This window comes from Azospirillum sp. P4_B5, assembly GCF_056402275.1.
The window spans coordinates 1-11,119 of record NZ_JBFUHT010000083.1 but is presented as its reverse complement, the minus strand read 5'-3'; the positions used below and the strand labels follow the sequence as shown (position 1 = coordinate 11,119).

Annotated in this window: 13 protein-coding genes and 1 pseudogene; 3 read left to right on the top strand and 11 right to left on the bottom strand. The window is 60.4% G+C overall.

Annotation, left to right across the window (positions count from 1 at the left end; translation table 11 throughout):
* Window positions 1-124: 124 nt before the first annotated feature.
* From AC1DVI_RS31240 to AC1DVI_RS31215, 6 genes are all read right to left on the bottom strand, one after another.
* The gene (locus AC1DVI_RS31240; RefSeq protein ID WP_476961289.1) at window positions 125-469 is read right to left on the bottom strand and encodes a hypothetical protein; all 345 of its coding nucleotides are present in this window, start codon (window positions 467-469) and stop codon (window positions 125-127) included.
* 148 nt (window positions 470-617) lie between these two features.
* Complete coding sequence (locus AC1DVI_RS31235; protein WP_476961288.1) at window positions 618-1,481, bottom strand: DUF4231 domain-containing protein; 864 nt, start codon at window positions 1,479-1,481, stop codon at window positions 618-620.
* A gap of 11 nt (window positions 1,482-1,492) precedes the next feature.
* A complete protein-coding gene (locus AC1DVI_RS31230; protein ID WP_476961287.1) occupies window positions 1,493-1,963 on the bottom strand; it encodes a TIR domain-containing protein in 471 nt (156 codons plus the stop codon).
* A gap of 405 nt (window positions 1,964-2,368) precedes the next feature.
* Window positions 2,369-2,953, bottom strand: a complete 585-nt coding sequence (locus tag AC1DVI_RS31225) for a hypothetical protein (protein WP_476961286.1) — start codon at window positions 2,951-2,953, stop codon at window positions 2,369-2,371.
* Window positions 2,954-2,997: 44 nt separating this feature from the next.
* Window positions 2,998-4,227, bottom strand: coding sequence for a tetratricopeptide repeat-containing protein (locus tag AC1DVI_RS31220; protein ID WP_476961285.1), 1,230 nt, complete (start codon window positions 4,225-4,227; stop codon window positions 2,998-3,000).
* A gap of 26 nt (window positions 4,228-4,253) precedes the next feature.
* Entirely contained in the window at window positions 4,254-4,673 is a 420-nt protein-coding gene (locus AC1DVI_RS31215) for a TIR domain-containing protein (RefSeq protein ID WP_476961284.1), read from the bottom strand.
* Between the two features lie 746 nt (window positions 4,674-5,419).
* Between AC1DVI_RS31215 and AC1DVI_RS31210 the strand changes: the two are divergent.
* Both AC1DVI_RS31210 and AC1DVI_RS31205 read left to right on the top strand, forming a co-directional pair.
* Window positions 5,420-6,190 (top strand): annotated as a pseudogene (locus tag AC1DVI_RS31210) (IS630 family transposase); the annotation flags it as partial.
* 345 nt (window positions 6,191-6,535) lie between these two features.
* A complete protein-coding gene (locus tag AC1DVI_RS31205) occupies window positions 6,536-7,015 on the top strand; it encodes a toll/interleukin-1 receptor domain-containing protein (RefSeq protein WP_476961283.1) in 480 nt (159 codons plus the stop codon).
* 103 nt (window positions 7,016-7,118) lie between these two features.
* On the opposite strand, the gene AC1DVI_RS31200 is transcribed toward AC1DVI_RS31205, so the two are convergent.
* The 5 genes from AC1DVI_RS31200 to AC1DVI_RS31180 form a co-directional block, all read right to left on the bottom strand.
* Entirely contained in the window at window positions 7,119-7,577 is a 459-nt protein-coding gene (locus AC1DVI_RS31200) for a DUF1810 domain-containing protein (RefSeq protein WP_476961282.1), read from the bottom strand.
* A 90-nt stretch (window positions 7,578-7,667) separates the two neighbouring features.
* Window positions 7,668-8,285 carry a recombinase family protein gene (locus AC1DVI_RS31195; protein WP_476961281.1) on the bottom strand — a complete coding sequence of 206 codons (618 nt, stop codon included), beginning with the start codon at window positions 8,283-8,285 and terminating at the stop codon, window positions 7,668-7,670.
* 155 nt (window positions 8,286-8,440) lie between these two features.
* A complete protein-coding gene (locus AC1DVI_RS31190) occupies window positions 8,441-8,809 on the bottom strand; it encodes a DUF4186 domain-containing protein (protein WP_476961280.1) in 369 nt (122 codons plus the stop codon).
* A gap of 53 nt (window positions 8,810-8,862) precedes the next feature.
* Window positions 8,863-9,546 (bottom strand): thiaminase II, encoded by a 684-nt coding sequence (tenA, locus tag AC1DVI_RS31185; protein WP_476961279.1) that lies wholly within the window; start codon window positions 9,544-9,546, stop codon window positions 8,863-8,865.
* Between the two features lie 92 nt (window positions 9,547-9,638).
* On the bottom strand, window positions 9,639-10,283 hold the full coding sequence (locus AC1DVI_RS31180) for a hypothetical protein (protein ID WP_476961278.1): 645 nt from the start codon (window positions 10,281-10,283) through the stop codon (window positions 9,639-9,641).
* 261 nt (window positions 10,284-10,544) lie between these two features.
* Here AC1DVI_RS31180 and AC1DVI_RS31175 point away from each other — a divergent pair.
* Window positions 10,545-11,119: dioxygenase family protein (locus AC1DVI_RS31175; protein WP_476961277.1), on the top strand; the 575-nt coding region annotated here is incomplete at its 3' end.

Sequence of the window (11,119 nt, the reverse complement as noted above, 5' to 3'; positions counted from 1 at the left end):
AACTGCGCCCGTATAGCGCCAAAACCGCCGCATATTTCCGCCTTTTCAGCCAAAACCGAGAGTTCAGCCCCTAAAAAACGCCGCCTTTCAAGCCGCGTGCCCCCTCATCGGCATCAACACGCGCTTAGGGGCGGTTTATCGAGGTGTTCAGATGCTCCTTCACTTGGCGGTAGAGCACCAGCGCCTGTTCCAACTGCGTGACCGCCGCATCCAACTCCTCCGGCGGCACGATCGTCCAGCCGATTTCCGTCCTGGCCACAACCAGCACATGCGTCCGGTGGCGAATAGCTGCAATATGTTCGTCAACGCCACAGCCCTGGCTCAGAGCTGGAGCAAGCGCCAGCACCTCGATCTCCTGTGCCGGGCAGTCAGCGCCTGTGCCGCGTGTCAGCGCATCGGCGATTCCTGCCATGTCCAGGTCGGTAAGCTGGAGAACCCAGCCTTGCTCCTGCTGGCCGTTGTTGGACATGACCAGAGGCCCCCGCCCAACATCCGCCCTCCAATCAACCAAGTCGGGCCTGTTATCCGGCGTGATGCCGGCCAACAACTCCTCCAGGGTGTAGCGGTGCTGCGGCTTCTGGGGTTCACGACCCCTTTGACCACGGTCATCGGCATGTTCAAACGTCTTTGCGCGCCACCCACTGAGTATGCTCACGAGAGAAAGCGTTCTCAGCGTCACCCACGAAGAGGGAGAACTGCTCGTCGGTATGAGAGAGTTGCGACTGCTCCTTGATGAGTCCGATCTCGTGAGCTGCGAGCGCATAGGACGCTGCGAGTTCTGAAAACCTCTTAGCCTGCATCCAACTCAAGAGACTGGCTGCTGCCGCCACGAGCACGTCGGTCGGCCAGAACGGTTGGTCCGGGTAGACGATACGCAGAATAGCACAGACGACAGCAATGGCGTTGGTGACAATTAGAGCCCAAAAGAAGTACCTAGACCTGCTTCGATTGAATGTCGCCTTGTTCGCATACCAAGTGAGTTGATCCGCGATCCGGCTGGATGCATAGGTAGCCCTTCTATTCTCTAAGGTCTGGGCTCGCATCTGATTCATGACTGGGGTTATCTGCGCCTCGTCTAGGTGCTTGGTGAGGGCTTGGCAGACCTCTCTGTTCTGTTCGATGATCGCCTTAAGCTTCTGGTGGAAGTCGTTCCGAGCACCTGCGTCGTCATTTTGAAATGGCTCGGCGCGGCAGACGTAGCGCCATGTGATGGTCTTGATGGACTCGGCCACGGCCCGGCCCGCGTACCAAAGCCTGTCTGGCCGCATCGCGAACAGGTAGATCGAGCAGCCGAGGGCACCGAGCAGTGCAATGAGTTGGAGTGCGCCAATAGACCAATGCGAGACGCTGATGATTGACAGGATTGCGGCAATCACCAGGGTCACAAGGTGCACCCTCAAAGCCCGAAAAAAGTGCGCCTGCGAGGCTAACGAGAGTTCGTTAGCCGAGCGGTATAGGGCCGGGAAGTCCTTCTCCTGCATATATCCTGCCTTCAATAGCCAAGTTCCTTGTATATCTCATCCTTATAGTGCCAGTCGTCGTTGTCTTTCTTCTTGAAATTCTCAAGGGCGTATGCGACGATCTTTGGCGAGAATGGGACAAAGATGGCGCCAATGTTCCGGATGATCGGTGGACAGGTTGCGTCAACGACTTGGCGGGAACCGTTGAGGTTGATGCCGATGATTCGGCACCCCTTCTCGATAGCGACCTCCATCTCCCAGCGTACATACTTGTGCTTGCTGCGAGTGTCCTGCCCGATCAAACTCACAAACGTACCAGCCAAGTCGATCCGCTCGCGGCACTTGCGTTTGATGTAAGTCTCGCTCTCCGAATTGATCTCCTGATCAAGCTGACAATTAGTAAAATTGAAGTCTATGTGCTCGTTTTCCTTCCAGGCAAGCATCAAGCGGTAATAACGGATGTCTGTGCTACTGAAGCCGACAAAGGTCCTAGGAAGTCCCATTCCCCGCCCTCCAAAATTGTTAACTCTTTTTAGGTAGGAGCATCTCGGGGGAATTCAAGGCTCAAGATATCCCAAAAACGCGAATGGTCGGTTGCGGGCTCGCCACAAAGGCAGGGCTGGCGTCCACTGCTAAAAGTTGGATGGAATGGTGGCCGATGATGGCGAGAGGCAGACCAACAGCACTTCCCAAATCCGACTTGCCTTCTGTAACACGGCTATGGGCTACTGTTGCCCCACAAAACGTTGACGAACTGGTCCGAGCTTGTATAGGGGCGTAATCTGGAGAGCCTCGTGCAGGTTGGCGTTGGAGATACTTCTGCAGGAGGCCCTCTATGTCACTGCCGCCGATGGATTTGGTGCCCATCCACGCGGAAACGGCGCGGATGGGACGCGCCGCGTCTCCTGCTAACGGGCAGAGAACTGGCCCGGCCCAGATGCAAATGCTTTGAACCCGCGGTAGCCGCCGCGCTTCGTGACGTATGTCTCTATGGCATTGTTGGTGTTTCGCAGTTTTTCGACCACGGGGTACAGACCGAGATACTCTTGGCCTTCGAACGAAGCTCCATCCCACGCAACCAGCGGAAGGATTGCCACTTGGCCTGGTTTCGCTCCGTCAAACCAGCCGAGTTCCCATGGCATCCACTTCGATTCTGGCGAGTTCTTTGTTGCGGCAAAAACCAGAGATTTAGATTGACCCATCCGCTTGCGCAGTAGATCGGCAGTCTCAGCGGTGACTTTGCTTCGGTCTAGGTGAGCATCAACCACCCAGTCGAGATAAACAGTCCTCCCCTCATCTTCGATCAACTGCTTAACGCCCAGCATCAACTCCTTGTCTTCATAGGAATGGGACAGAAAAACGTCAAATGATGTCATGGAAGAGGAGATCTGAGCCTCCTCCCGAAGCAATTGATCGGCGCTTTTGCGAGTCATTGTGCGCGTTGCACGTCGCGTGAAGGCGCGTTGCGCCTCGTCGACTGTGAAGTAGGCCATGATTCTTGCTCCTCGTTGGGCTTCCGCGTTTGTGCGTCTTATACTTAGACTGCTTCTGCCAGCCGAATGGCCGCAGCCTTGTTCATCTCGTAAGTATCAATTTCCCATCCAGCTGGGCCTTCTGCGCGAAAAGCCTCTTCGTACCTGAGTCCTCGATCTGGCTGCCCTAAGGCGAAAGAACAGTTAGCAAGTGTTGCAAAGACCCATTTGCGGTCGCTACGCTCGCTGAACTGGGCTGCGTTTACGACTTCCGTCAGCAGTTTCACCACTGAGTGGCGAACCTTGGCCGCGGAGATTCGCTCGAAGGACGCTTCGTTTGGGTCTTCTTGAATTTCAGCTCTGTAATCATGGCAAAGAGCTAGGTTTTCGCCGTTGTAATAGTCGCGGCGGATTGTGAAGCCGCGGCCGTAAAACTCGATCGCTAAATCCAGTTCAGCAGGATCATTGGTAGCTAAATACAAGTTCTTGTGAATCGCGCCCGCTATGCCGAGTGTCTCGGGGTCAGTCGACTCCGCTGGATTCAAAGTTTCAATCAGCGCTTGCGCTCTAAGCAACGCCTTAATCTTCGTTGGGGTTTTGCTTTTGTAGGCAGCTAATGCAAGTTGCTGCACCACATACGGTTCATCGGGGCGGCGCGCGTAAGCTGCCGCGAAGGCTCGTTCCGCGTCTTCGAAGCGGTCCTCCTTCATAGCCAGCTTACCATTTGTCACGAATGCAGAGAGATCCTCTCCCGCAGTCTTAGCTTCCTCAACAAATTCCTCAAACTCCGTTTCTGACATTTGCGGCTGCCGCAGCTTCGGCAAAAAAGTGTAAACAGGGCTATCACTCTTCTGCTCGGTCATGACGGCCTTTACCATGACCGTCAGTTCGTTGATGGCTCGACGCGCCTCCTTAGCACCGATGTCCTCCCCCATATGCTTATACCTGAAGGTACACACATGGTTCAGGTCGAAATGCAACTGGCCTGCGGCCTCTTTCATCACAATAGTCGAGTACGGCCGTAGTGCGTGCCTCACACCCAGTTCATAGGCTGCGTTAATATTGTCGGTGGATAAATCTGCGATCACTAGATCCGCGCGGAACAGCATCTCGTACATCGGCGCATCGATAACGCCTGATTCCAGAATTTTATCAGCGCGCACACACTCTAACCCAGCCGCTGTAACCGCTGGATCTATGATTTCCTCAAAGGTCGCGTTCAGATCTAGGGTGCGGCCCGTAACAAAGTCAGTCTTTTTCCCGAAGCCCATCACAACAAAGCACAATTTTTTCACTATTCTCCTCCGGATTATCCGTACTTTTATCTGCAAACTTCTCTGATGGCGGCGGTTAAGGAGTGCGTATTCCAGTTCACGACTCTGTCGGAAACCCTAATCACCTCAGCCGGGGTCACTTGCGCGCCACGGCGGCGAACGCCGATAACGGGCTTTCCATAGCCCGTCGCGATGTCTATTTCGATCTGGATCCATTCGCGGTGGTACACATACATACCCGCGACAAGGATGAAGCAGGAGCATTGCCGGATCTGCTCCCTCAGCAACCCGGTGAGCTTGCGCTTACCAATCGTCGTTTCAGGGTCGACCAGAGGATCGTGCTGCGGCACCGAGTAATTTCGCCAGGAGAACCTTTCCTCTGAGTTCAGTAGGCGCACGATCCCATCATAACGCTCGCCATATTTCCAAGCATGGCTGATGAACAGGTCATAGGCTCGCGCAAGCATGGAATCCACGTAGCTAAATGTGTAGCAATCAAACCGACAGCAGGGCAGTGCCGCGCTCCCAAAGTCGGAAGCGCCCCTACAAACCGCCTATCAGCATACATCCCTCGGATGGGTAGTCAACTCTAGTTGTAAGAGAGTCGGAGTGGTCCATTCAGTGGGGGGGTGGCATTCGGTATCCTGCACGGAAAATTTCAGAAATTTTGCAAATGATAGTTGTTCCTGGCGGCGTATAGGACTCTGGCCTGTTCCGGTCGATCTACGCCGCCCTGATGCCGTCCTGATAGAATGTAATTGAGACCTCCTTCAATTTCCGAGTAAGGTCGTGCGACGATGGACGAGCGGATTCAGTGCGGGTCAGCCTCAGTTAGAAACCTGTCGGTGGTTACCCAAATCCCTACTGCCTCCTTTCACCGCGCTTCGATTGGCTCGGCGGCTGCCGCCCGTTCCGGGAGAGTGAGGCCGCCTGCTTTGCGCCGATAGTGTTGAAAAGCCCCTGGCGAGTGCTTCGCAGCGGTTTTCAAGAAATGATGTATTATATCGTCGGGACTTCAAAACGACACCACCGCGCGATGAGGCTAAGGCAGGACGGGAAATTTCTCGCTCCGTCAGGCACAGGAGTTTTTCAACACTATCCGCCACTTGCGAACATCCACACTCGAACGATATCCAGTGCCAGATTACGGTCATTAGTGCACTGACACAGACGTAAGTTTCACAACGGGCCGCCGAGGTGCGATTCTGTCGGCATGGCCCAGACCGTCAGCGTCATCGTAGGACCGGAGGATCGCGCGCGCTTGGCCGCGATCCTTGCCGACCGCAACCGCCCGCAGAAGCATGTTCAGCGGGTCAACATCATCCTGCTCTCGGCCGAGCGGCTGCCCGTTCTGGAGGTGGCGCGCCTGACCGGTGTCAGCCGCCCGGCGGTCTGGCGCTGGCAGGAGCGCTACGCGGAACAGGGGGTGGATGGGCTGCTGCGCGACAAGACGCGCAAGCCCGGCCGGGCACCCTGCCGACCACGACGGTGGCCAAGGTGCTGGCGCTGACCTGTTCGGAACCACCGGGCGCCGTCACCCACTGGATGGGCCGGGCGATGGCCAAGACGGTCGGCAATCAGCCTGCGCGCCGTGCAGCGCATCTGGGAGGCCAATCGCCTCCAGCCGCATCGGCTGCGCACCTTCAAGCGCTCCAGCGATCCCGCGTTCGCGACCAAGGTCGAGGACATTGTCGGGCTCTACATGGATCCGCCGTGCCATGCAGTGGTGCTGTCCATCGACGAGAAGAGCCAAATCCAGGCGCTCGACCGCACCCAACCCGGCTTGCCGCTGCAGCCGGGCAAGTGCGGGACGATGACGAACGACTACAAGCGCAACGGCACCACTACCCCGTTCGCCGCACTGAACACGCTGGACGGCACCGTGGTCGGGCGCTGCCTGCCCAAACACACCCACAAGGAGTTCATCAAGTTCCTGAACGCCATGGAGCGCGCCGTCCCGGCGGGCAAGGTCAGTCTTGCCCTCGACGCTGAACGCCACTGACTTGGGTTGGCCGACCGGATCGGAGATCAGACCGGGGCCACAGCCGAGGGAAGGGAGGTCGCTTTGCGCTAGCGCTTGAGATTGGAGATTGTATCATGTATCATCTGATACATGTCTAGATGCACAGCACCAGTACGAGGACATCGCACAGCGAGTGGCCGAGCGGAATGTCCTGAATGCAGTGGCGGATACAGAAGCTACAGCAGCTATGGGTCGCCTTCGTACCCATCATATTCCCTTTTGGGGGGCAGTGCGGGCTTCCGGAGTAGCATCGGCGGGTCCAGCAGCAGCGGAAGGCCGCGCTGGTCGCGAGCAGGTTCGTCCGTAGTGTACACGCCTGCCGAGGTGCGGGCGCTCACGCCGATCCGCGAAAGCGTCGAGAGGCGAGCGTCAGGGCCTGACCTTCGGGACGTCTTTCTCTGTCACGCGTGGGATGACCGGAGAGGGGCTGCCAAGGAGCTGCACGATCTGCTTGAGTCGCGCGGTGTCTCGGTCTGGTTCAGCGAGAAGGATGTCCTTCTCGGCACGTCGTTGCTCCGCGAAATCGACAAGGGACTGGCAAAGTCGCGAGTCGGAATTGTGCTGGTGACCCCTGCGCTGCTGCGACGCGTCCAAGCAGAGGGTATCGCCGACAAAGAGCTTTCGGCACTCCTGGCGCGTGACCTGTTAGTTCCCATCGTGCATAACACGACGTATGAAGCGCTCCGTGAAGTCAGCCCCCTACTCGGCTCGCGAAGCGGCCTGAGCACTGCAGAAGAGCCGATGGCAGACGTCGCGGCTAAGATCGCCGAACTGGTCACCCCCTAGCTCAATTGCCGGGGTTGCTGGCACGGCGGTATTCGCTGGGCTGCCGCGCCAGTGTATTTCCACTCACCCATAGCTACGACCGCTGCTACCAGTTCGCCCCCTTTCACAACTTGGGTTCGGCCGCCCCGGAACTTCCCAGCAGCGCCAGCGTCGCCTTGTCCATTCGGCCATCGCCGTAGCGCGCGAGCGCCTCCTGGTAGAGGGTCGCGGCCTCTTCTGCGGCAAAGGCGAACAGGGTCATGGAGGAGTGGAACTTCATGTCGTCCGGAGAGCCGAAGATTTCATGAAGCGTTCGCCCCTGGATAGCCAGCACGGCGCGCGTCGCTTTTTCAAGTCGTGGGCCGAGCGTCGGATGTGCCAAATAGGCGCGCGCCTCGCTGAGGGAAGCGATGCCATAGAATTCGGCTGTGGCCGAGCGGCCAAGGCCGCGCAGTTGCGGGAAAATGAACCACATCCAATGGCTCCGCTTGCGCCCGTCTTGTAATTCCTCAAGCACAGTCGCGAAGACTGGCTCCTGTGCGTTCATGAACCGCTGGAGATCGAAGGGGTCATCCATCTGCATTCCACAGCTCCTGATCGAGGCGCTTGGTCGCGAGTTCGCAGTGCATCGTCCTTTTACGAGAACGGAGCAATCGCGGCTGACGCCCACCTTTCAAGCCCTGCCCATACGAGTGCGGTGTTCTCGCAGAGCACGGTACATGGTCGTACGCTCCACCCCGAACTGTTCGGCAATCTGCCGGGCCGTCTGACCACCATGGCGATTCCTGAGCAGGGTCTCGATCATCGCGCACTGCTTGTCGGTCAACTTTCGAGGTCGGCCGAGGTGAACGCCGCGGCTCCTCGCCGCCTCCATCCCAGCAATGGTTCGCTCCGAGATCATCGTGGCTTCAATTTCAGCAACGGCAGCGAGTATCGCGAAGACCAGAGCCCCCGCCGGGCCGCCGGTGTCGATGCCCTGCGTCAAGCTGCGTAGACCGACGTCCTTGCGTTTGAGCTGGTCCGCGATCTTCAGCAACTCCAAGGTCGAACGGGCCAAGCGATCGAACTTCCACACCACCAGCACGTTGCCAGGCTGCACCGCCTTCAGCGCGCCGGCCAAGCCAGGCCGCGCGACCGTCAGGCCGGACGCGGTGTCGGTCCAGATATCCTCGGGTTCTACCCCCACCTTGGTCAGGGCATCGATCTGCAGGTCCAACCGCTGATTATCGGTAGACACTCGGGCATACCCGATCAGGCGTGACGTGGTACGTGTGGCAGCGGCCTTTCCCATGCCCTTTCACCACTGAGTTTTGCCACGACTTTTGCAACACGACTCCGGGCGCGGGGGTTCCGAGTCGCCGGTGTGGCAAAAGGCGCCCATTTCACCACGCCACAAACCGGCCTTTCTGCCGTGGCGGCAGCACCGTCCAATCGACGGCGCCGGCGTCACGTCTCCGCGGCATTCTCCTGCAGCCAACGCTCAATCGCCGCGACCACATGGGCGCGTTCCTCCTCGTTGAGGGCCTGTCCGCGGCGAATGCCGTGCCACTTCTCCAAGCAGCTCCGGCAGCATGTTGCGGTAGCGTGCTGCGCAGTGAACACTGGATGCCCGCGGAACGGCGTTTGTTTGCCGTCGTTGACGGGTTCCGCTGGCGCAAGCCGCTTGCCGATGAAGTCCCGTGCGTGAGCCAGCACCGTCGTAAACCCCTTGTCCCTCAGGTAGGCCTGATCGCGGGGCTCCAGCTGGAAGCGTTGCCGGAAGGACGAACGGATCAGCCCCGAGAACACCTGATCCAGATCCCTGATCGTGCCCATCTCCGCTCCGTGGGACTGCCATCCCATCCCTTCACAACCCGCCGGTCTGAAACTCAGTCCGCACGCGTCAACCCCATCTGCCAGAAATCCGCTTCCAGGCGGCAGGCCTGCCGGAAGGTCGTCAGCAGCTGCGGGAACCGCTGCTCGGTCATGCCGCGTGCGGCCAAGCGGTCCAACGTGGCGCGCGCGCCGGCCGCCACCTCCTGGTAGGCGTCGCCCGAGTACTCGGCGATCCAGGAACGATAAGGATTGCCGGCCGCTAAACCCGATGGGCTGGCGGCCAAGCGCGTGCCGATCTCGGCGTAGCCCACGACGCAGGGAGCAAGGGCAACGTGCAGATCGAGCAGGTCACCGCGCAGCCCCGTCTCGAGCACATACCGCGTGTAGGCCAGCGTCGCCTTGGCCTCTGGCGCCCATTCCAGCTCCGCGGCGGACAGGCCCCAACCGGCACAGAGCCGAACGTGCAGGTCCATCTCCACGTCAAGAATGGCCTTCAGCCCGCCGAAGGCGGCGTGCATGTCGTCGAGCGACTGGCCCTTGTAGACGGCCAGGGCATAGGCGCGGGCAAAGTGGATGAGGAACAGGTAGTCCTGCACCAGGTAGTGGCGAAAGGAGGCCACCGGCAGCGTCCCCCGTCCCATCTGCTGGACGAACGTGTGGTCGACGTAAGCCGCCCAATCGTCGGCGGCCTCCGTGGCCAAACGGTCGAACAGGTCCACGGCGCTGCTCACCGTCATCGATCGGGTCCTTCAGGTTCTGATGTGTGGACTTGGCAATGCCGCCAGTGGCGCATTGTGGAGCACCACGTCAGCAGGGGCAACGAAACGCGCTACTCCCGGATCTCCTGCTCGTCTTGATCGAGCGCACGGATCCGCCGTTTTCGATTGCTCTGAAGGCGGGGCGCGGCCCGGACGCCAGCCGGACTGGCCACCCGGTTCCAAGTGTCCCGAACAGCCGCAAAGCGCGGCGCCGCGGCGGCCAACGCCGCCTCCAAGGCACCGTAACGCCACAGCCGATCGTCGGCCTGCCGCACCGCCAGGGGGTTGGGAGCCATGATCCCATCGCGGTCCAATCGGAGCAGCCGCTGCACCGCCTCGGCTTCGCGGCCGGCGCCGAGCTCGTCGGCGAGCACCGCCAGGGCCAATGCCGGGGACAGGCTTCGCCCGTGTTCACAGTGGATGGCCAGCGTGGCGTCGGGCTGGCCGGCGCGGATCGCCCGCGCGAAATCGATCACGGCGGCGATCTGCTCGTCCGTTGGCCCGCGTTGCGCCCCCAGCCGCGGCACGCCGATGTCGTCGGAGCGCAGGACCAGCATGGCGTCCACGTCGCCCAGGACAGCCTGCGCCATCGCGGTGTCGAGGGTTTCGAACGATCCGCGATCGGCATGCATCCGCACCGAGATCACGGCATCGGCGCCTTCCGCGGCCCCGTCCTCGATTTCGGCACGCGACCACACGAACACCTTCATCGCCATATTCCGCTCCACTCCGCACGCGCCCGCGGTTCCCATTCTCCAGCTGTCGGCCGACCCCTTCCAGAACCTGGAGGAGGCAGCGCACCAGGAAAGCGACGATACGGCACTTGCCGGATGTTCTCAATACGTTCTCACTTCTGCCCATCACCGCTGGAATTTGCCTTGGATCCCCTCTCACCGGCAACGCGTTCGCGTCCCATATGACCTGGACAGGATTGCCCGCCGCCGGCGTGCATTCGGAACACAGGACGGGAGGCGGCCATGCCGGAACACCGCAGCGTCAGCCGCCGCACCCTGATGGCGGGCGTGGCCACGCTGAGCACCACAGCCCTGCTCTCCAGACCGGCCCGCGCCACGACCCTCGTCCCGACGCCCGGCCAGACGGAAGGCCCGTTCTACCCGACCAGCCTGCCCGCGGACATCGACCACGACCTCGTCCGGGTTCACGGGGCCGCCACCCAGGCACTGGGCACCGTCGCCCACATCGGAGGACGGATCCTCGACCGCGCCGGGCGGCCGGTCTCCGGCGCAGTGGTCGAAATCTGGCAGTGCGACGCCCAGGGGATCTACTGGCATCCGCGGGCACCCGGTCACGACCGGTTCGACGGGAACTTCCAGGGCTACGGGCGGGCGGCGGTGGCCCTGGACGGAGTCTATCGGTTCCGGACGATCAAGCCGGTGCCCTACCCCGGCCGCACGCCGCACATCCATTACGCGGTGATCGTGCCCGGCACCGGGCGGTTCGTGACGCAGATGTACGTCGCGGGAGAACCGCTGAACGCCCGCGACGGCCTGCTGAACGCCATCCGCGACCCGCAGGCGCGCCGCAGCGTGAT

What these genes read in the sequence shown, in the direction of transcription:
- AC1DVI_RS31230 (WP_476961287.1), bottom strand. Translation starts at nt 1,963, where the DNA reads ATGGGACTTCCTAGGACCTTTGTCGGCTTCAGTAGCACAGACATCCGT.
- AC1DVI_RS31240 (WP_476961289.1), bottom strand. Translation starts at nt 469, where the DNA reads ATGTCCAACAACGGCCAGCAGGAGCAAGGCTGGGTTCTCCAGCTTACC.
- AC1DVI_RS31225 (WP_476961286.1), bottom strand. Translation starts at nt 2,953, where the DNA reads ATGGCCTACTTCACAGTCGACGAGGCGCAACGCGCCTTCACGCGACGT.
- AC1DVI_RS31215 (WP_476961284.1), bottom strand. Translation starts at nt 4,673, where the DNA reads ATGCTTGCGCGAGCCTATGACCTGTTCATCAGCCATGCTTGGAAATAT.
- tenA (WP_476961279.1), bottom strand. Translation starts at nt 9,546, where the DNA reads ATGACGGTGAGCAGCGCCGTGGACCTGTTCGACCGTTTGGCCACGGAG.
- AC1DVI_RS31200 (WP_476961282.1), bottom strand. Translation starts at nt 7,577, where the DNA reads ATGCAGATGGATGACCCCTTCGATCTCCAGCGGTTCATGAACGCACAG.
- AC1DVI_RS31195 (WP_476961281.1), bottom strand. Translation starts at nt 8,285, where the DNA reads ATGGGAAAGGCCGCTGCCACACGTACCACGTCACGCCTGATCGGGTAT.
- AC1DVI_RS31190 (WP_476961280.1), bottom strand. Translation starts at nt 8,809, where the DNA reads ATGGGCACGATCAGGGATCTGGATCAGGTGTTCTCGGGGCTGATCCGT.
- AC1DVI_RS31180 (WP_476961278.1), bottom strand. Translation starts at nt 10,283, where the DNA reads ATGGCGATGAAGGTGTTCGTGTGGTCGCGTGCCGAAATCGAGGACGGG.
- AC1DVI_RS31235 (WP_476961288.1), bottom strand. Translation starts at nt 1,481, where the DNA reads ATGCAGGAGAAGGACTTCCCGGCCCTATACCGCTCGGCTAACGAACTC.